Raw genomic sequence first — 22195 nt, 5'->3', positions numbered from 1 at the left:
AATTATGTCGGCAAAAATTTTGAGTATATCTTAATTTAAATAGAATTTATAGATAAAAACTAAGTTTTTATGGAGGCTAAGATGATAAACTTTGATGATAAAATATATGATATAGTGCAATCTAATCCTGGGATATTGGAGTTTTTGATTGCCAACGGATTTGAAAATTTGGCAAATGAAAAAATGCTTGAAATGATGGGAAAGCAGATTACATTAACTACAGCATTAAATGCAAAAGGAATAAACAGGGATTTATTTGAAGATAATTTGAACCAATTTTTGCAAAGTAAAGCCGAGTTCAGCACAGACAAGTCAAAAATATTTGAAAATTATGATAAAAACAATGACGTTGCTGTAAAAGGTGTCTTGCCTTGCCCTATAAGAGTTCCGCTTACAGATACGATAGATGAGTTTATAAAATCAGAGAAAAGAGCATTTGACATATATTGTGATTTAGAGCCTGCAAGTAACGGTATAGATTCTATAAGAGCGGATTTAAATTCAGAAGATGAGAATAAATATCCTGATATAATAACTTCGGCAGGATTTGAGTTTTTCTTCGGAGAAAGAGTAAGAAGTCTTATAGACAAGGGAATATACTCATCTGAGGATTATGAAATAAATAAAGAGTTTATAACAAGAGATATAGATTTGAAAGACCCTAAGAACAATTATCATATAATGGGCATAGTGCCTGCTATATTTATTGTGAATACTGCATTACTTGATGGAAGAAAACTGCCGACTTCTTGGGAGGATTTGTTGAGTGAGGAATTTGCAGGAAAAGTTAGCATACCGTTTATGGACTTAGATTTATTCAATGCTATTGTACTCACAGTATACGCAAAATTCGGTATGGAGGGTATAAAAAAATTAAGACGCTCTTATCACCAAAATCTGCATCCGTCACAAATGGTAAAAGCTAATAAAAATGAAGCTATAGTAAGTATTTCACCTTATTTTTTTACTACTATGATACAAGATAAAAGTTTAAAAGCTGTGTGGCCGAGCGATGGCGCAATAATAAGTCCGATATTTATGATAAGTAAGTCAAAAAGAGAGAATGTAAAAGCTGTAACCGAATTTTTAAATTCAAAAGCCATAGGAGATATTTTTTCTTTCAACGGTAATTTTCCGTCTACAAACAAAGACGTGGACAATCATTTAAGTGATGATAAAACATATATGTGGGTAGGTTGGGATTTTATCTACAATAATGATATAGAAAACTTAATAGCTAAATTTACAGATTTATTTACAAATTAAAAAAATTTTTTTATAGTAAAATTTTTCTTAAAAATAATTTATATTATTATAATAGAGCGTATTATACGGATATTAATATTATTTTGATTAATGAATAAAATATATAATATTTTTACTTAGATAATAAATTTTTAAAAATAATATCTATTGTTCTATTAAATTGTATTATGATTATCTACTTAATTAATAGTATCAATATTAAAGTTAATTAAATGTTATATCAATGATTTTAAAAATAGGATTTAAAATTAGGAGTAAATATGAACTTAGTAATTTTTTCAGGACCGCCGTCATCAGGTAAGACAAGTGTGATTTTGAAAGCCTGTGAAGCATTAAAAAGCAGGAACATCAATGCAGGTGTAGTAAAATTTGATTGTCTGTACACAGATGATGATGTATTGTATGAAAAAGCAGGTATTCCTGTAAGAAAGGGACTATCCGGAGGTTTATGTCCGGACCATTTCTTTGTATCGAATATAGAGCAGGTAGTGAAATGGGGTATAGATAATAAACTTGATGTGTTGATTACAGAATCTGCAGGACTATGTAACAGATGCTCGCCATATATACAAAATATACTCGGTGTATGCGTAATAGATAATCTTTCAGGCATAAACACACCTAAAAAAATAGGACCTATGCTAAAAATGGCGGATATAGTGGTAGTAACAAAATCGGATATAGTATCACAAGCAGAAAGAGAAGTTTTTTTATCAAGAGTAAGCTTTGTCAATCCGACAGCTGTAACTATGAATGTAAACGGACTTACAGGACAAGGAGCATATGAACTGAGCACACTTTTATACAGTGAAGATAAGAATATAGACACTGTTAAATCTATGAAGTTGAGATTTCCTATGCCGACAGCACTATGCTCATATTGTTTGGGCGAAACGAGAATAGGAGAAGATTATCAAAAAGGCAATATAAGAAAAATGAGTATGGAATAAAAATTTTGGAGAATGAGTATGAAAATAAAAGAATTGATAAAAAAATATCCATTTTTAGAAAGTTTTTTTTCAGAAAACGGATATGATATAAAAAATCACAAAGAAGAAACTTTTGAGCAATATCTTGACGGATTTAATGAAGAATATTTTGAAGACAAAGCCACAACAAAAGAAAATATACTTTTGGAATTGGAAAATTATATTAAAACGATGAAAGAGTTTTTAGGTATAAGTGAAGATGGTGATATAAATTCACTTACTTTGATAGCCGGCTTTAATAAATCCGGAGAAAAAGAAAACTTTGAAGCATTGGAAATAAAAAAATCACAGATAATCGCAATAGTCGGACCTACAGGCTCAGGAAAATCAAGATTATTGCAAGATATAGAATGGATGGCACAAAAAGATACACCTACAAAAAGACAAGTTTTGATAAATGGAGAAGTGCCGGATATCAAAAAGAGGTATGCGAGCAACAATAAATTAGTTGCACAGTTGTCACAAAATATGAACTTCGTAATGGATTTGAAAGTGAAAGAATTTTTGCAACTGCACGCTCAAAGCAGACTTATAGAAGATATAGACTCAACAGTAGATAAGATAATAGAAGAAGCGAATAAATTGGCAGGAGAAAGTTTTAGAGAAGATACGGATATAACTTCACTAAGCGGAGGTCAATCAAGGGCACTTATGATAGCCGATACAGCAATACTCAGTAAATCACCGATAGTTTTAATAGACGAGATAGAAAATGCCGGCATAGATAGAAAAAAAGCCTTAGAGCTTCTTGTATCAAAAGATAAGATAGTGTTAATGGCTACGCACGATCCCACATTGGCACTAATTTCAGATATGAGGATAGTTATAAACAACGGGGGCATAAAAAATATCATAAAAACGAGTGAAAAAGAAAAAAGCTTGCTCGAAAAGTTGGAAGTATATGACGAAAAATTTAAAAATATGAGAAAAGCATTGAGGTATGGAGAATATCTTGACGACATTGAATTATAACAAAAAGGTGTATTTGAAAATTATAAATTTCAGATACACCTTTTAAAAAATTTATACTAAAAATCAATCTTTCCTACAATATAATCATTTGTTTTATATGTCAAAAATATGCTTACAACATATAATATTATAGAGCTTAACAAATTGAGATTTTGTATATAATATTTATAAAGTATCGGTTTTAGTATTATAGGAAAAAATATAACAACATACCATATTATATTAAAAATTATTTTTGATCTTTTTTCCTTTATTTTTGAATCTTTTTTTCTAATTGTTGACAGTATATTTACAGCTACTAATATCAAAATAGGTATAGATGTCATCTTTATAAAGGCACTCAGATTTGATAAAAATATATTAATAATGTCAGATTTATTGGAAAGAGCTAAAAATGCCATAGTAAAATAAGTTGCTATAAATTCTATAAATAATATTGCAGAAAATTTTAGTGTCATAAACGAGGTTGATCTTGCAATATCATTTCTTGTACAGCCATAGGCTAAACAATTATGCATTTCTTTGACGTCCATAGTTGTCGGAATAAATGTTAACCATGCCGGAGCTATATAAATCAAAGATTGTATGAAAGAATGGTTAGTATGCATATTAAAATTTATTATAAAAAACAGAAATAGAAGATTGCTGGCAAATATAAAATATATTCTGTCTTTATGAGAGTCTATATAGTATTTTATGATTTTAGATGTATTTTGATTATCCATATGATTACCTCCTCATTTCATTGGGTAATTATGAGCTTTTTAGTTTTGACGTTTGTTTAAACTTTTAATGTTTTTATTTATAGTTAAAGATATTTTTATTTTTAAAAATTATAAGAAATAATTATACATTATTTTATCAATAAGCAGTATAAATAAACCATCTTTGATTACTTTAATTGTTTTTAAATGCAAAATTAAATGTATCTTACAATTTTAATTGAAAATAATTTTGTCATTTGCTGTAATTTTTAATTCAAAAATTAGAAATCTGTGTTTTTATAAGCATTTAATGACAATGTATAGCAGAAATAATATGTTAAGATTAGCATTATTGCTGCTACAATAGTTAGTTTGCTATTATAAACTTCCATATATGCATTTATAAAAAATGCAAACATAATTGCTGAGAATACAAATCCGACTGTAGATTTCGGTGTAATAGTGTGTGTGAAGAACAAGCCTGCAGTTGTTGTAATCAATATAACAATAAATATATTTAACAAGAATAAGGCATATTCTGCTGTGAGCATTTCATTTATCAATTTATAATATATAATGGTAAAAAATACTACGCCGAAAATCAATTTTATAAATGTATATATCACAGTCAAGATATATGATGATAAGATATAATCTCTTCTTGTAACAGGATAAACTGAAAATATATTATTAGCTGAGAGATTATCGCTTAGATAATCTATGTTTATTTCTGATATTGTGGATATAGATGCTACGATTGAGAAAATAATAAAAGATCTTTTGATTTCATCATAACTTCTATTATGAGATAAGATGCCGAAACTTATAATAGCAAGTATCATTAATATATAAATGATTACAGAGAAATTTCCAAAAGAATATTTTAAATTTCGTTTAATCAATAGTTTTATCATAATACTTCACTCCTTTTTATCATCGTGAATAGATTAAATCAATTTTTGGATTTTAATAGCAAAATCATCTGGATTTTTTGTTGAAGAAATATATCAAATCTTCTATGACAGGTTTATCGTAGGATATTTTATCTGTTAGTGACAAGCTGTCTTTTGTTATAAGTGCCTCGAAACCCTCCAAGTTTTGTGTATGTGATATTGCTTTTGATTTTAAATCTTCAGTAAAATACGGCTTATCTCCTTTTACAACATAAAATTGTGCAAGTAATTCGTCTTTTACTCCATTTAAAACTATTTTTCCGTTATCTATAAGTATAAGATAATCTGCTATTTTATCCAAATCGCTTGTTATATGAGTAGAAAATAATACAGATTTTTTATTATCTGATACAAAATCATATAACATATCAAGCATCTCACGTCTGAATATAGGGTCTATTCCGGCAGTAGGCTCGTCCAATATGAGCAGATCAGGTTCGTGAGATAATGCTATTGCAAGAGAATATTTCATTTTCATACCTTTTGACAAGTCGACAAAATCTTGAGCTTCATCAAGCGAAAATATTTCCATATATGAGTTGAATTTGTCATCATTCCATTTAGGGTAGAACATTTTTATAAGCTCGGCATTTTTTTTGAGTGAAAGTTTGTCTACATAGCTTGGAGAATCAGACACATATCCTATATTTTGTTTAATTTGGGTTTCATATTTTTCAAATTCTTTATCAAAAATTTTTATGTTTCCGCAATCTTTCAGGTAAAGTCCCATTATAAGTTTTATAAGAGTGGTTTTTCCTGAACCGTTTGAACCTATAAGACCTGTAACGTATCCCGGTTTTATATTAAATGATAAATTATTCATTTCAAATTTTGGTGATATTTTTTTAGATAAATTTGATACTTCTATAATATTTTCCATATATATCTTCCTTTCTGAACTTATTTTATTATGTTTAAAAAATAAGTAGATAATCTTTGTAATCCAACTTATTTAATTTATAAATTTTTGATATAATTTGAAATGCTGTATAATAATTTATAAAAGAAGGATGATTTTCATAATATCAAATCATATAGTTTTCTTATAAGTTGTTAAAATAATAAATCAATCATATACATAAGCTCGCTTTTTTCTATAGAATAGGTCTTGCACAAATTTATAAGTTCTGTAATTTTTTCTTCTATCAATGTTTTTCTTTTTTCTTTTATGAACTCTATGCTTTGTTCACTTACATAACTTCCTTTGCCCTGCTTGGATATTATAAAATTTTCAGCTTCCAAATCATCATATGCACGTTTGGTAGTTATAACTGATATTTTTAAAGTCTTTGCTAACTGTCTTATTGACGGCAACATATCGCCGGATTTCAATTCCCCTAAAAAGATTGCTTTTTTTATCTGATTTTTGAGCTGTTCATAGATAGGGGTGGTATCTGAAATGGATATTTTGATATTCAATATTTTCAACTCCTTTCAAATATATGTGCTTAATGTATATTATAAAATTAAATATAAATTTTTAAAATGCTTAGTGTATATATTCTATATAAACACTATATACTTAATTTTATTTTTTGTCAATATAATAAAGAAAATTATTTGAAATATTTACTTTTTATATTGAAATTTTATCTAATAAATTGTAGTATGTAGAGTATGATATTAAAAAATATTTGAAGCGGTACGATAAAGACGATATAGTTATAAGAAGTAAAGCAAGTGATTAATAAAGATATATATTCAATATTTTAAGTTTACTACAATTTAACTATGGAAGGTAAAAATTTATGTATGATAAACATTTTTTGCTTGATGATAAATCTGCAATAGATTATATAAGGTACAAGTCTGATTTTTTCGGGGCAGATGAAAAACTCGTTTGCAAGGAAATAGGAGATGGAAATATAAATTATGTTTTCAAAATAATCGGAAAAAATAAGAGCGTTGTACTAAAACAGGCTGATGTTTTGCTTAGAAGTTCAAAAAGACCGCTGGATATAAACCGTATATACATAGAAAGTGAAGTGTTGAAGATACAATCTTCATACAGCAAAGGTGTGCCTGAAATTTATTTTTATGATGATGTTATGCACGTTATAGCCATGGAAGATATATCATCTTATAAAAATATGAGATTAGAGCTTTTAAACGGCAAGATTTTTCCGGATTTTGCAAATCAGATAACAGATTTTTTGGTGGATACGCTCGTACCTACTACGGATTTGATAATGAAATCGGAAGAAAAAAAGAAGGATGTACAAAAATTTATAAATATTGAAATGTGTGATATAAGTGAAGATTTAGTGTTTACAGAGCCGTATTATGATTATAAAAACAGAAATGTTATTTTGGAGAAAAATAGGGATTTTGTTCAAAAAAATATCTATGATAATGAAAGACTTCATTTCAAAGTGGCAATAATGAGAAATAATTTTATGAATAATGCTCAAGCTTTAATACATGGAGATTTGCACACAGGCTCTATATTTATAAATGAGGGCGGTATTAAAATAATAGATTCTGAATTTGCATTTTATGGACCTATGGCTTATGATATAGGCAATGTGATTGGGAATTTGTATTTTGCAATGTATTACAATGAAATCGTGAGTAATAATAAGCAGATGTATGAGTATCTTCAAAGAACAATTTATAATATTATTGTCTTTATTAAGAAAAAAATGGAGAAAAAATTGAGATCTCTCATACGATTACCTATTTACAATGACGAGTTTATACGAAACTATGTAGACAGAACCATTTCAGATTCGCTAAGGTATGCTGGAACAGAGATGATCAGGAGAGTTGTAGGAGATTCAAAGGTGCTTGAAATCACTTCTGTAAAAGATGTAGATAAAAGAGCAGATTTAGAAAAAAGCATTTTAAACAGAGCGCTGATTCTTATTTGCTGAAAATCTCAATGATTAGATTTTTATAAGGCATATGCCGAAATCATTATATTTTTGTTTTATATAAGTTTTTTAGAAAATATGATTTGTGAATGATTTTTTATCTATCCATTATTTCAGATTTTTATGTGCTTTTTATTAAATGATGCTCAATAGGTTAAATATTTGATTTTTCTATAAAAATATAAGCAATTATTGTTGACACTAAATGTTTTTTGCAATAATATGGATAGGTGATTCACTGCAAAACATAAGCTATATGCAAATAAATTGTAATAAATGATTATTTTCAAAATTGATATAAGGTTTGTGATAGAGGGAGCAAATTATTTTATGAATATTGTAGTAGTGGGTGGAGGAAAAGTAGGAGAGATTTTGTGTAAGGAGCTTTCTACGGAAGAAAGCTACGATTTGACACTGATTGAAAAAAATGAGAGAGTACTTGATAAACTCATATCCAAGTTTGATATACAAGGAATATGCGGCTCCGGTATAAGTATAGATATATTAAAGGAAGCAGGCGTAGAGCATAGCGATTTTTTTATTGCGGTGTCCCAAAAAGACGAAACGAATATAATTGCCTGTATAATGGCTAAAAAACTCGGTGCAAAATATACAATAGCGAGAGTGAGAGAAAGAGAATATTCTGCTCATATGGATTTTGTAAGAGATTCTCTTGGTATATCGCAGATAATCAATCCTGATTTTGAGGCGTCATATTCTATATATAGAATGGTAAAGTATGCATATGCTACAAATATAGAAAATTTTATGAACAATAAAGTCAGTATGGTTGGTGTTTTTGTGGAAGAAAACTCCGCAATAGCAAATATGTATTTGAAAGATTTCAGAAAAAAATTCGATGTAATAGTATGTATAATACAAAGAGGTATAGATGTGTTCATACCTAACGGTGAAAGCCTGATACTTCCTGATGATATAATACATGTTACAGGGACTTCCAACAATATGCAGAAGTTTTATTCATCTGTAGGCTTTTTGAGAGAAAAACCTCTAAAATCTGCATTGATTGTAGGCGGAGGAAAGCTGTCGAGCTATCTTATTCCGCTTCTTAAAAGATTGATGACCGATATAAAAGTTATAGAAATAAAATATGATATAGCAAAAAAATTGAGCGAAGAATACAATGACGTTTCTATAATAAACGGTGACGGAACTGATCAGGACTTTTTAGATGAGATGACGGTAGGAACTTACGACACTTGTATAACTCTAACCGGTATAGATGAAGAAAATGCTCTTATATCTATGTATGCTTCTAAAAAAGGAGTTCGTAAGACTATCACGAAGATGAACAGATTATCAATATTGAAAGTAATAAATGTGGAGCAAATAAAATCCATAATTACACCTAAGAGGATAATAGCTGATAAAATAATACGTTCAGTAAGATCAAGATATAATGCTTCCGGCTCAAACGTTGAGCAGTTATATACACTTGCAAATCACGAAGTAGAGGCATTACAATTTAAAATTAGCGGTAATTCTAAAGCGGTAGATATACCTTTGGAAAGTCTGAATATTAAACCTAATACAGTAATAGCTTTTATTTTAAGGCAGGGAGAAGTATTTTTTCCAACAGGTAAAGATGTTCTTATGAAAGATGATAAAGTGCTTGTTGTTACTAAAAATAGCGATTTTACAGACATTGATGATATGTTGTTATAGAGGATAGTTATGAATTTTTCTATTATTATTTTTGTGCTTGGAAATATATTGAAAGTGGAAGGGCTTTTATTGTCCGTTCCTTTTGTAATAAGCCTTATTTATAAAGAGGGTATGAACAATACATACGGATTTTTGATAGTAATGGCTATATTATTTGTGATAGGTGTGCTTACTACTATAAAAAAACCGGAAAAAAAATCTATGCAACCAAAAGACGGTTTTGTGATAGTATCATTGTCTTGGCTTTTATTATCATTTTTCGGTGCATTGCCATTTGTATTGTCGGGTGAAATTCCATCTTTGGCAGACGCTTTTTTTGAAACGGCAAGCGGTTTTACAACAACAGGTTCTTCAATACTTAGAAATGTTGAGGGACTTTCACATTCTATGCTTTTTTGGAGAAGTTTTACCCATCTTATAGGTGGAATGGGAGTGTTGGTATTTGCACTTGCGATTTTACCGTCTACCGGTCTTGATTCGGTACACGTTATGAAGGCTGAAGTACCCGGACCTGTTTTTGGTAAATTGGTCGCCAAAATGAGATTGACTGCAAGAATATTATATGGTATATATCTTGTTATGACAGCAGTTTTGATATTGTTTTTATTGGCAGGAGGAATGAATCTGTTTGATGCCACTTTACACGCTTTCGGAACGGCAGGAACAGGAGGCTTCGGTGTAAAAAATACCTCTGTAGCTTATTACAATTCTCCATATATAGAAACAGTAATCGGAATAGGTATGATTTTATTCGGTGTGAATTTCAACTTATATTATATGATTATGGTTGGAGATATCAAAAAAATTTTTGAATCTGAAGAATTGAAAATATATATAAAAATAATTTTTTGGGCAATTCTTGCGATATTTATAAATGTTGGAATTAAATCCGGCTTTTCTATGAAACTATTAAGAGATGCTTTTTTTCAAGTATCATCTATAATAACCACAACCGGATTTTCAACGGTTGATTACAATGAGTGGCCTGTTTTTTCACATATAATATTGCTTGTGTTGATGTTTATAGGAGGGTGTGCAGGCTCTACTGCCGGCGGATTAAAAGTATCAAGAATAGGCATACTTATGAAAACCTCCTATGCTCAGTTAAAAAAAGTGGTACAGCCTAATAGAGTCGTATCCATAAGATTTGACGGTAAGGTGTTGGACAGCAATATTATAACATCCATCGCCAATTATTTTGTTGTATATATGTTAGTTTTTGTTGTATTGCTTTTATTGGTTGCATTTGATAGTCCAAATTTTTCTACAGCATTTTCAGCAGTGTCTGCAACATATAACAATATAGGGCCGGGTTTTGATGTGGTAGGTCCTGCAGGTAATTTTTCGGACTTTTCGGATTTTACTAAAATAGTTCTTTCTTTTTCGATGATTTTCGGAAGATTGGAGATATATCCTATGCTTATATTGATAGGGAGTATATTTAATAACAGTGACTTAAAATAAGTTTGATAATTCAATAAAACTTTATACTGATAATCTTTATAAGTATCAGGAATGATATGATTAATCTTAACTAAATGATTTTTTAGCTTTCGTTAATTAATTGTATTTCTAACATCAAAATAAAAACATAATATAATTTAATATATTTTATTACAATAAAAGGAAATATAATGCAGAAATTTTATGCAGTAAAAAATGGCAGACAAACCGGTATATTTATGACGTGGGATGAATGTAAAGATAAGGTTACAGGCTATAAAGGTGCTGTTTTCAAATCATTCAGTAATATAGATGACGCCAAAAAATTTTTGGGTTGTGATGATTTTTCTGATGATATGGAAAATCAAAAAGATAAAGAAGAGCAGATGTATCACACAAAAGAGGAAGATATATTCAAAGATTTGAGAAAAGATGATATGATTGCGTATATAGATGGTAGCTATGAAGACAGTTCAAAATATTTTTCATATGCGGGTGTGATGTTTTACGATAATGTAAGCGAAGATTTTGCATTTGCGTCTAACGACCAAGATTTAATATCCATGAGAAATGTAGCGGGTGAAGTAAAAGCGTCTATGTATGTGATTGAAAAAGCAGTAGAGTATAATTTGAGTAAAGTTATAATCTACTATGATTATACAGGTATTGAAAACTGGGCTGTTGGAAATTGGAAAACAAATAATAATCTGACGAAGTTGTATAGAAAATTTTGTGAAGATATGTCACAAAAAATAAAAATAGAGTTTGTAAAAGTGAAATCACATACGAATATTAAATATAATGAATATGTAGATAAATTAGCTAAAAAAGCTATACAAGATAAAATAAATTTGCTCTAAAATCATGTGTTTATGTTGTTTGACTTCGTTGTTTTTTTGATGTGTAAAACATTGGAACATTAGCTAAAGTTCTCTTTGTCCGCATCGTTTTAAACGCTTTTAGAACAAATTAAAATAAATATTAATTTAAAGGGAGATGAAAATGTCAAATACAATTAATGTTTTTTCGGAAATAGGAAAGTTAAATTCCATAATACTTCACAGACCTAATATGGAGCTTGAAAACATAGTTCCAAGTCTTAGAGAAGAACTTTTGTTTGATGAAGTTCCATATTTGAAATCGGCACAAAAAGAACATGATGAATTTGCCAATATATTAAGACAAAACAAAGTAGATGTAAAATATATAGAAGACTTGGCTGCAGAATCTATTACAGATGAAGAAATCAGAAAAGATTTAATAGAAAATTTTATAGGCGAAGCAAATATAAGAGGACTTAAAGAATTAGAACTTGTAAGAGAACTTTTAAGCTCAATAAAAGACAATGGTACCTTAATTCATAAAATGATAGAAGGAATAAGAAAAGATGAGCTTGCTTTAGAAAAGGTAAACAGTCTACAAGAAATGGTATCGGCTCAAGATATATTTACAACCTATCCTATGCCTAATTTGTATTTTACAAGAGATACATTTGCTCTTATAGGAAAAGGCGTTTGTATGAATCATATGTGGTCACAAGTAAGACAAAGAGAGACATTGTTTGGAGATTTGGTGTTTAAGCATCATCCTTATTTTAAAGATGATAAACCTTCTTTTTGGTATAACAGAGATGAAAAATTTACATTGGAAGGCGGAGATATAATCGTGCTTTCTGAAAAAGTGATAGCAGTAGGAATATCTCAGCGTACAGAACCAAGAGCAATAGAAAACTTTGCAAAAAATATATTGTCAAGCGATGAAGGTTTTGAAACGATTCTTTGTCTTGTTTTGCCAAGAGAAAGAACTTGTATGCACCTTGACACAGTTTTTACAATGGTAGATAGAGATTTGTTTACAGTATTTCCAGGAATAGAGTCAAGTCTGGAAATATATGAGTTGAAATACAAAAACGGTGAGATAAAAACTACTTTATTAAATAAAGAATTGGTACAAGTATTGGAAGAAAAACTTGGAGTAAAAGGCATACAGCTTATAAAACAAGGTAACAGAGGGATACTTGATGCAGTTAGAGAACAGTGGTCAGACGGATATAACACATTGGCAATAGCACCACGAGAAGTAATAGTATATGAAAGAAATGTGGTGATAAATGAGTTGTTGGACAAAGCCGGAGTAAAACTTCATATATTAAAAGAAGGAGAGTTATCAAGAGGAAGAGGCGGTCCAAGATGTATGTCAATGCCGATGAATAGGGATAAAGTGCTCTGGTAATATTATCCTGATTTAAAACGTATAAAAATAAAATCTTATAGAATAATGGAAAAACATAATAATTAATTTTTCAAATAAACTATTTATATTAATGGAATTGTATAAGTTTATTAGAAAATAGTATAATACTAATATTCCACAAAATAGATACCATGTTAAAATCCCTTAAAGTTATAATTTTGAGCATATCTTTTTTGAAAGGTATTATATCTTATTTTTCTCTTTTGCACCGTTATTTTATAGAATTTTAGTATAAAAATAAATTTAATAAAATATAAACAAAAAAAGTGCCATGGTTCATTATAATCTGTATCCATGGCACTTTTTTATAAATATTATAACAGTTCTTTTGCAGTTTCAACTACATTTTCTATTGTAAAACCAAATTCTTTAAACAATACATTTGCGGGAGCTGATGCACCGAATGTATCTATTCCTATAACTTTCCCATCCAAGCCTACATATTTACTCATAGACAATGTGTTTCCGGCTTCTATTGCGAGTCTTGCTCTTACATTATTAGGCAATATAGAGTTTTTGTATTCACTGTCTTGTCTGTCAAATATATTTGTGCAAGGCATTGACACAACTCTTACTGATTTATTTTCTTGTTCTAATTTTTCTGCGGCATCAATTGCCAATGCTACTTCAGAGCCTGTTGCAATTATTATCAAATCTATATTATTATCTTTTTCTTTTTTTATTACATATCCACCTTTTAAAGCCTCTTTGCTTGATGTAGGTATTTGTTTTAAGTTTTGTCTTGTAAGTGCAATTGCAGTAGGTGTATGTTTTGATGTCATAGCTGAATAATAAGCGCATGCTGTTTCTGTGTAATCGCAAGGTCTAAATACGTTTATATTAGGTATTGTTCTGAGCATTGCCAACTGTTCTATAGGCTCATGTGTAGGACCGTCTTCCCCAACTCCGATAGAGTCATGAGTAAGCACATAAGTTGTAGGTAGTCCCATAAGAGACGCCAATCTTATCATTGGTTTGATATAATCTGAAAATACAAAGAATGTTCCTGCAAATATTTTTAGACAACTGTGAACTGCTATACCGTTCATTATTCCACCCATTGCAAGCTCTCTTACTCCAAAGTGTATGTTGCGTCCTGCTCTGTTTTCAGGTGAAAAATAATCTATATTATTCATCAATGTTTTGTTTGAAGGAGCAAGATCGGCAGAGCCTCCAAGCAAGTTAGGGAAAATGTCTTTTAATTTGTTTATAACCTCTCCGCTTGATGCTCTTGTTGCATTCGGTTTATCTGCAAATTTCCAAAAATCTTCGTTATTATTTAAATCTTTTTCAAATTTATCTGAGAAGAAATCATCCCATTTTGATTTTTTATCAGGATATTTTTTAGAATATTCATCGAATAATTTGTTCCAAGAATTTTCTTTTTCTTCTCCATTTTGCGCAAGAGTTTTATAATGTGTATATATATCATCAGATATTTTGAAAGGCTCATTTTCATCCCATGATAAAGATTGTCTAAGTACAGATACTCCTTCTTCTCCAAGCGGTTCTCCATGTACACCTGCAGTACCTTGTTTTTTTCCTGCGCCATAGCCGATAATTGTCTTTACAATTATTAGTGAAGGTCTTTGCTTATCTGATTTTGCTGCATCTATTGCGGCTGATATTTTATCAATGTCATTTCCGTCATCTACTTCTATAATTTGAAAACCGTATGATTCAAATCGTTTTTTTACGTCTTCTGTAAATGCTGTATCTGTATTACCTTCTATAGTTATGTTGTTTGAATCGTAAAACACTATAAGTTTTGATAATTTGAGTGTGCCGGCAAGTGACATAGCCTCAGATGTAATGCCTTCCATCATACAGCCGTCTCCACCCAATACATATGTGTAATGGTCTATTATATCGTAATTGTCTTCATTAAATTGTGATGCTAAATATTGTTCTGCAATTGCAAGTCCTACTGCATTTGACATACCTGCACCGAGAGGACCTGTTGACACTTCTATTCCTGCAGTGTGTCCATATTCCGGATGTCCGGGAGTTTTTGAATTTAATTGTCTGAAATTTTTTAGCTCATCTATGCTCATTCCTTCAAATCCGAATAAATGCAGTAATGAATAAAGCATTGCAGAGCCATGTCCGGCAGATAACACAAATCTGTCTCTGTTTATCCATTTCGGATTTTTAGGATTAATATTCATTTTAGACCATATTGTATAAGCCATAGGTGCAGCACCGAGCGGCAATCCCGGGTGACCTGAGTTAGCCTTTTGTATTTGATCGGCAGATAATATTCTTATCGCATTTATAGATTTTTGTACTATTGACATATAATTCTCCTTTTTTTATTTTTTATAATAATTACTCTTAAATATTGTAGTTGTTTATTAGAAAAATAGCAAGAGCATTTATAATAATGATGTAAAAATTATAAAATATTCGCTTTAAAATTGTAGATGTATTTATTATCTTTTGATATACTTATTTTCTAATACATATTAAAAATAGACGTTAACTTAGATTTAAACAATATAAAAATTTACAGGATGATTATTATGCGTGGAAGATTAAAGGCATTTACACTTATTGAAATAATATGTGCTATATCACTTTTGTTGCTTGTGATGACAAGTCTTATGAGTATTACAGTGTATACGCTTAAAAGCGTGAAAAAATTTGAGGCTGATGTAGAGATAAATCAAATATCAGATAATTTGGAATACTATATAAAAAAAGAGTTAAAACCTGACAGGATAAGTTTTATAGATTGCAATAAAGATGAGTATATGGTGCATTATCAGACCTTTACAAAAGAAGGAACAGGAAATAAATATAAATTTTCAGATAAAAAATTAAGGTTTGTTAAAGAGAACAGCTCTATAATGTTAGATACACAGAATGATTATTACATAAAGAACGGAGCAAATTATATAAAAGATGTTTCAAAGGAACAAGGAAGCAACATAATAGAAGAAAATATCAGGGAGGTTAAGACTGAATTTAAAGATAGTACGTTATATTTTGAAATAGTTGTATTTTCAGGAGAAAAAGAGCAAGTTTTAAAATTTTCTATAAAAGGACTTGAGACGAGAAAATTTTTGAAGTAAGACTATCATCTTATTTAATTAATATAATTTACTATAATATATTATGGACTTCAGTACAATAAAAATTGCAATAATTTCTTTCGTATTACAATTATTACAATAGATTTAAATTGTATTATAATGTATGGACATCAGCGATTTTTAGGTGTAGTATATTACTTAGGAAAACATTTGTTAAAGATATAATGCTTACTTTATATTAATATTTGTTTTAAAAAAGAATATTTTTTATGGTCTGTAGCGATATGTTTTTTTAATAAAAATAATCATATAATATTTTATGATAAGGAGGAAGAGATGAAAAAGATAATTTTATTGGTATTGTCTTTTATGTGCATGGGAATGATTGGTGCAAACGGACAAAGTAAAGATGTATATTTTATATTCGACTCTCCGAAACAGGTGGAGTTAAAAAACAGCAAAGCTGAAGAAATTGCTAAAAATCTGAAGTTGGAAAGTGAAGACGGAGATGTATATGACGCTGTGGTAAATGTTATAGATAACAAAAAAATTGCCATATCTCCTATTGAAAAAATAGATGAAAAGTTGAAAATAAAAGACGTTTCAGATTATAAAATTTCGGATTATGAAGGCAATATATATGTGCAAAATGAATCTAATTTAAAGAAGATATCAAAGTATTTGCAAAGAAATAGGGGACCTGTAATGCCACTTTATTCAGTAGATGAAAGCGTTGTTGCTGAGAGTGGCGTAGCAGCAAAATCTGCCGATTCTAATCAAAGTGCAAAAACATCTGAAAATAGAAGTGACGATTACAGCAAGACAAACGTTCAAACACAAGGAGTGGACGAAGCTGATATAGTAAAAACCGACGGTAAGAATATTTATTGTATAAATGACGGAGATTTGCTCATAGTTGATGCCAATACAAAAAATATGCAAGTAAAATCAAAGATAGAAACAAAAAAAAGAAAAACTTTAAACAATATATATATAGACAACAATAAATTGTCTCTTATATATGCATATAATGAATACAAAGATGATAATTATAAAAATGTGACATTAGTTGATACATATGATGTGTCCAATGCTTCAAAGCCTAAGCTTTTAAATAGCAAATCAGCAAAAGGATTTATATATGAATCAAGAAAAAAGGGCGATATAATATATACAGTAACAAGTGATTACTTCAATACAAAATATAAAGAAACACCAAATATATTATATAAAAGAGGTTTTTATACAAGCCCTTCATATGAATTTGACTCTACAGGAATAGATTTGAAAAAGATGATATATATGCCTTTTAATCCGTCAGAAGAAATAACATATATCACAGCCATGCAAACAACAACGTCAAAAAATAACAATGAGCTGTTATATATGGGAAGTTCTGGAGATATTTATATGTCTACAGATAATATATATATATCTACACCTATATATGAATATAATTATAAAACTTATGAATTTAGAGAAGGCACTGGAATTAAAAAAATAGCTGTAGATAAGATGGACTTCAATTATTCAGGATATTGCGAATTTGAAGGAAGTATATTAAATCAGTTTTCAATGAATGAAAATGATGGTAACCTGTTTGTAGCATACACAAAATATCAATATGACGATAAAAGCGAAAATGCGGTAGCAAGCTATGATAAAAATATGAAAAAACTATCCGAATTGGATGGCTTGGCAAAAGGCGAAAGAATATACTCAGTAAGATTCATAAAAGATAAAGCTTATTTGGTAACTTTCAAACAAGTTGATCCTTTATTTGTAATAGACCTTAAAAATCCGAAGAACTTAAAAGTGCTTGGATATTTAAAAATACCTGGATACAGCGAATACCTACATCCATATAAGGACAATTATTTGATAGGATTCGGACAAAATACGGCTAATAAAGGTGAAAGAGTTGTTAATGACGGCTTTAAGATGTCTTTATTCGATATAAGTGATTTTAATAATCCTAAAGAAGTAGATACAGAAAGCATAGGAGCAAAAGGAACATATTCAGCCATAGAAAACGACCATAAAGCACTTATGTTTGACGAAAGACGAAATATATTCGCCATACCTATGTATGTTACAAGATTGGAGAAAAAATTGGATTCATCTCCAATAGTTCCTACATTTTCAGGAGTTTATGTATACGATATATCTGAAAAAGGATTTGATATAAAAGGAAGAATATCTCATTATACAGAAAAACAACAAGCTTCTGCAAAATATGACGTATACGATTATGAAAGACAGATACAACGTAGCGTACAAATAGGGGATAATCTATATACGGTTTCAGAATATGGAATAAAGGTAAATGATATAAACACTCTAAAAGAAATAGCAACATTAGAATTTGAATAATAAATATATTTATTTAAAATATAAATTATATTAAGGATATTCCTAAAATATCAACATTTTAAATTGAAGATAGTCTGTAATGATTATAATTATTTTTAAAGTGTTGATATTTTTATTTATATATGATAATATGAAAATGTAGATTATTTTTAGAAAAAATGTATTCTAATTTTGGAAATTATCTCAGTAAGCTTTGACAACAATTAGATATGAGCAAAACTAAATAACTTAGTAGTTATATGCAAATATCTATTATTGTGTATCACTTCTTTTTATTTTTGTTTTGCACATCTCTACTATATTTTAAAAGGAGGTGTAATTTATATTGAAAAGCAAAATCATTTCGCCAGATGAGTTTATTGAAAATCAATGGTCAGGTGGCACCACTACACAGCTTGTAATATTTCCAGAGGGTTCGAGTTTAGCCAATCGGGATTTTGATTTCAGAATATCATCTGCTACGTTCACATCCACTTCATCTGATTTTAGTGAGTTTAACTCTTATCAAAGATATCTTCTTCCGCTAATAGGCAAATTATCTGTCAATCATGAAAATTTATATTCAAGAAAACTTGATACATACGAACTTGAATACTTTTTGGGCTCTTGGAAAACATCATCGACTAATACACTTGATTGTAAAGACTTTAACTTGATTGTAAAAAAAGGAATACAATCTAATTTATCTGTGCTTTCTGAAGGTATGTCATATATACCTAAGAAAAACGGAAAATTATTTTTATATTCATTAGGCTCTTTTGAGCTTGCCATTGCAACAGATAATATGCAGATAATGAATGTACCTGCAAATAGTCTACTTGAAATACAAGAGGAAGATATATTAAACAAAATCACATTAAAATTTGCGACTAATCCTGTAATAATTTGTGAAGTTATATTGTAAAGATAATTTAGTTTTAAAATAGCCGTCAGTATAAAAATATATTTGTTGGTTGATATTTGCATTAAATCAAATTATTGATGTATTTGTAAATTTACGAAACGATAAATTTAATATGGCGGTATTTTATTATAATGAACTTGATTTATAGTATAGCTTAAATCTGTATGAAATTTTGAACATATTTAATAAGGAGAATTTTATGAATTTTGAAATTGTTGACAATATCATGAACATAAGTCTTGATTCTACGCTCACTTTGGCACTTGCAGGAATATTGTTGTTAGTAGGATATTCAGTAAAAAAACAAGTGAATGCACTGAACAAATATTGTATACCTGCACCTGTTATAGGTGGATTTATATTCATGTTTATAACTTTTATCGGTCATAAAACAGGCGCATTCAAATTCAATTTTGAAAATACATTCCAAAGCACGTTTATGTTAGCGTTCTTTACAACTGTAGGGCTTGGTGCAAGTATCTCATTGCTAAAAAAAGGCGGTAAATTATTATTCATATATTGGCTTTGTTGCGGGGCAGTTTCTACAATACAAAATACTATAGGTATAGGTGTATCAAAAATAACAGGCTTGGAGCCTCCATATGCATTGCTTTCAAGTGCAATATCAATGGTAGGAGGACACGGTGCGGCACTTGCTTATGGAAATACTTTCAAAGAAATGGGATATGAGATAGCACCGCTTGTTGGAGCGGCAGCAGCAACATTTGGACTTATAAGCGGTGTAATGATAGGTGGACCACTTGGAAGAAGACTTATAGAAAAAAATAATTTAAAACCTGATAACTCAGAAAATTTCGACACATCCGTTGAAAATATAAACGCATCTTCAGAAGAAAAATTATCACCGTTGGACATAATAAAAAATGTTGTTGTAATCTTGATATGTATGGCTATAGGTTCACTTGTATCCAAACAAATAGGTAAACTTATAAAAATGGATTTCCCTACTTATGTAGGAGCTATGTTCATTGCGGTTATAGTAAGAAATGTAAATGAAAAAGCTAAATTTTATAAATTTGATTATCCGCTTGTTGACGGCATAGGGGATGTAATGCTTAATTTATATCTATCACTTGCTCTAATGACACTAAAACTTTGGGAATTATCAGACTTATTTGGCGGAGTTATGATAGTGCTTGCTTGTCAAATAATATTTATGGTATTGGTAGCATACTTTGTGATATTTAGAATATTAGGCTCTAATTATGATGCTGCAGTTATGTGCGCAGGGCTTTGCGGACACGGTCTTGGTGCTACACCTTCAGCAATAGTAAATATGACAGCTATAAATGAAAAATATGGAATGTCAAGAAAAGCTATGATGATAGTTCCTATAGTTGGAGCATTTTTGGTGGATATAATCTATCAACCTGTTACAATATGGTTTATAAAAACTTTTGTTCAGGGTTTTGTAGCAAAATAAAAAATTATAAAATATATAAAAAATTTTGTTTTATGTTTTTATAGTTATGCAATTAATGGACAATTTTCGTAAAAAAAGACTCTTAAAAATATAACATATTTTAAAAAGATTGCAATTTAAACGATATATAGTCTAAGAAACGTCTATAAAAAAAATGATAAAAAATAAAATATTATGAAAATAATTTTAAATTAGACGTTTTTTTTATGGACGTATAGTATTATATGTATGAAAAGAAAACAATATCTATATATTTATGAATTCTTTTGTGAATTTTAGATAATTGTTTTCAAATATCTTACAGTTATGTAAGCAAATAGTATATAATCTTTAGTTTAAAAATAATATTAAAAAAATTAGGAGGGTAAAATGGCAAAATTAGTTGAATGCGTGCCAAATTTTAGTGAAGGTAGAAACAAAGAGGTAGTAGAAAAAATAGTTGATGAAGTAAGAAAAGTAAAAGAAGTTACACTTTTAGACTACTCATCTGATGAAGACCATAACAGATCAGTTGTTACTATGATAGGCGAACCTGCAAAGGTAAAAGAAGCTGTTATAAATGCTGCAAAAGTAGCGGTATCATTGATAGATATGAGTGTTCATCAGGGGGCTCATCCAAGATTTGGAGCAGTTGACGTTGTTCCGTTTACTCCCGTATCAGATATAACTATGGAAGAATGCGTTGAACTTGCTAACGAAGTAGGTAAAGCGATAGGAGAAATGGGAGTACCCGTATATCTATATGAAGATGCTGCAAAAAAACCTGAAAGAAAAAATCTTGCAGATGTAAGAAAAGGACAATATGAAGGATTTTTTGACAAGATAAAAGAAGAAGGATGGGCACCTGATTACGGTCCAAATGAAATGAATGCAAAAAGCGGATGCTCAGCAGTAGGTGCAAGAGTATCATTAATAGCTTTCAATGTAAACTTAGATACAGCTGATGTAGATATAGCTACTGCAATAGCAAAAAAAGTTAGATTTATAGGCGGAGGACTTAGATTTGTAAAAGCTATAGGTCTAAAATTGGAAGAAAGAAATCAAACACAAGTATCAATGAACCTTGTAAACTATGAAAAATCATCTGTATATCAAGCATTTGAAATGATAAAAATGGAAGCAAGAAGATATGGAGTAAATGTAGTTGGAACAGAAGTTATAGGAACAGTTCCTATGAAAGCATTACTTGATTGTGCTGAATATTATCTACAAATAGAAAACTTTGATATAAGCCAAATATTGGAAAAAAGATTATTAGGATAATACAATAACCACCTATATAAATCCGGTCTATAGACTT

General features: G+C 29.5%; 18 protein-coding genes. 13 read left to right on the top strand and 5 right to left on the bottom strand.

Features of this window, described 5'->3' with window-relative positions:
* The first annotated feature begins 81 nt into the window (after positions 1-81).
* From HMPREF9630_RS09500 to HMPREF9630_RS09490, 3 genes are all read left to right on the top strand, one after another.
* Positions 82-1266, top strand: a complete 1185-nt coding sequence (locus tag HMPREF9630_RS09500) for an ABC transporter substrate-binding protein (protein ID WP_009528240.1) — start codon at positions 82-84, stop codon at positions 1264-1266.
* A gap of 260 nt (positions 1267-1526) precedes the next feature.
* Positions 1527-2216: a GTP-binding protein gene (locus HMPREF9630_RS09495; protein ID WP_009526356.1), complete on the top strand. Its 690-nt coding sequence runs from the start codon at positions 1527-1529 to the stop codon at positions 2214-2216.
* A gap of 18 nt (positions 2217-2234) precedes the next feature.
* The gene (locus tag HMPREF9630_RS09490; protein WP_009528239.1) at positions 2235-3227 is read left to right on the top strand and encodes an ATP-binding cassette domain-containing protein; all 993 of its coding nucleotides are present in this window, start codon (positions 2235-2237) and stop codon (positions 3225-3227) included.
* Between the two features lie 56 nt (positions 3228-3283).
* On the opposite strand, the gene HMPREF9630_RS09485 is transcribed toward HMPREF9630_RS09490, so the two are convergent.
* The 4 genes from HMPREF9630_RS09485 to HMPREF9630_RS09470 all read right to left on the bottom strand — a co-directional run bounded on the left by HMPREF9630_RS09485 (position 3284) and on the right by HMPREF9630_RS09470 (position 6303).
* Complete coding sequence (locus tag HMPREF9630_RS09485; RefSeq protein WP_009528238.1) at positions 3284-3952, bottom strand: hypothetical protein; 669 nt, start codon at positions 3950-3952, stop codon at positions 3284-3286.
* A 260-nt stretch (positions 3953-4212) separates the two neighbouring features.
* Entirely contained in the window at positions 4213-4845 is a 633-nt protein-coding gene (locus HMPREF9630_RS09480) for an ABC-2 transporter permease (RefSeq protein ID WP_009528237.1), read from the bottom strand.
* 64 nt (positions 4846-4909) lie between these two features.
* Positions 4910-5764, bottom strand: coding sequence for an ABC transporter ATP-binding protein (locus HMPREF9630_RS09475; protein WP_009528236.1), 855 nt, complete (start codon positions 5762-5764; stop codon positions 4910-4912).
* Positions 5765-5937: 173 nt separating this feature from the next.
* Entirely contained in the window at positions 5938-6303 is a 366-nt protein-coding gene (locus tag HMPREF9630_RS09470; protein ID WP_009528235.1) for a GntR family transcriptional regulator, read from the bottom strand.
* A gap of 329 nt (positions 6304-6632) precedes the next feature.
* On the opposite strand from HMPREF9630_RS09470, the gene mtnK reads away from it, so the two are divergent.
* The 5 genes from mtnK (at position 6633) to HMPREF9630_RS09445 (ending at position 13118) form a co-directional block, all read left to right on the top strand.
* Positions 6633-7757: an S-methyl-5-thioribose kinase gene (gene mtnK, locus HMPREF9630_RS09465; protein ID WP_009528234.1), complete on the top strand. Its 1125-nt coding sequence runs from the start codon at positions 6633-6635 to the stop codon at positions 7755-7757.
* A gap of 330 nt (positions 7758-8087) precedes the next feature.
* Positions 8088-9443: a Trk system potassium transporter TrkA gene (gene trkA, locus HMPREF9630_RS09460; RefSeq protein ID WP_009528233.1), complete on the top strand. Its 1356-nt coding sequence runs from the start codon at positions 8088-8090 to the stop codon at positions 9441-9443.
* Between the two features lie 9 nt (positions 9444-9452).
* On the top strand, positions 9453-10907 hold the full coding sequence (locus tag HMPREF9630_RS09455; RefSeq protein WP_009528232.1) for a TrkH family potassium uptake protein: 1455 nt from the start codon (positions 9453-9455) through the stop codon (positions 10905-10907).
* Positions 10908-11077: 170 nt separating this feature from the next.
* On the top strand, positions 11078-11746 hold the full coding sequence (locus tag HMPREF9630_RS09450; RefSeq protein WP_009528231.1) for a ribonuclease H1 domain-containing protein: 669 nt from the start codon (positions 11078-11080) through the stop codon (positions 11744-11746).
* A 142-nt stretch (positions 11747-11888) separates the two neighbouring features.
* Entirely contained in the window at positions 11889-13118 is a 1230-nt protein-coding gene (locus tag HMPREF9630_RS09445; protein ID WP_009528230.1) for an arginine deiminase, read from the top strand.
* A gap of 335 nt (positions 13119-13453) precedes the next feature.
* Here HMPREF9630_RS09445 and tkt read toward each other — a convergent pair whose 3' ends face one another.
* Entirely contained in the window at positions 13454-15436 is a 1983-nt protein-coding gene (tkt, locus tag HMPREF9630_RS09440; protein WP_009528229.1) for a transketolase, read from the bottom strand.
* A gap of 225 nt (positions 15437-15661) precedes the next feature.
* Between tkt and HMPREF9630_RS09435 the strand changes: the two genes are divergently transcribed.
* From HMPREF9630_RS09435 to ftcD, 5 genes are all read left to right on the top strand, one after another.
* Positions 15662-16213, top strand: a complete 552-nt coding sequence (locus tag HMPREF9630_RS09435) for a type II secretion system protein (protein WP_009528228.1) — start codon at positions 15662-15664, stop codon at positions 16211-16213.
* 297 nt (positions 16214-16510) lie between these two features.
* Positions 16511-18547, top strand: coding sequence for a beta-propeller domain-containing protein (locus tag HMPREF9630_RS09430; protein ID WP_009528227.1), 2037 nt, complete (start codon positions 16511-16513; stop codon positions 18545-18547).
* Positions 18548-18872: 325 nt separating this feature from the next.
* Positions 18873-19451, top strand: a complete 579-nt coding sequence (locus HMPREF9630_RS09425; RefSeq protein ID WP_009528226.1) for a HutD family protein — start codon at positions 18873-18875, stop codon at positions 19449-19451.
* A 199-nt stretch (positions 19452-19650) separates the two neighbouring features.
* Positions 19651-20895 (top strand): sodium/glutamate symporter, encoded by a 1245-nt coding sequence (gene gltS / locus HMPREF9630_RS09420; RefSeq protein ID WP_009528225.1) that lies wholly within the window; start codon positions 19651-19653, stop codon positions 20893-20895.
* 369 nt (positions 20896-21264) lie between these two features.
* On the top strand, positions 21265-22158 hold the full coding sequence (ftcD, locus tag HMPREF9630_RS09415) for a glutamate formimidoyltransferase (protein ID WP_009528290.1): 894 nt from the start codon (positions 21265-21267) through the stop codon (positions 22156-22158).
* The last annotated feature ends 37 nt before the right edge of the window (positions 22159-22195 follow it).

It is taken from the genome of Peptoanaerobacter stomatis, from assembly GCF_000238095.2.
GTDB classification, from domain to species: Bacteria; Bacillota; Clostridia; order Peptostreptococcales; family Filifactoraceae; genus Peptoanaerobacter; species Peptoanaerobacter stomatis_A.
Note: the sequence above shows the minus strand (reverse complement) of the source record. Positions and strands in the feature narration are given on the sequence as shown.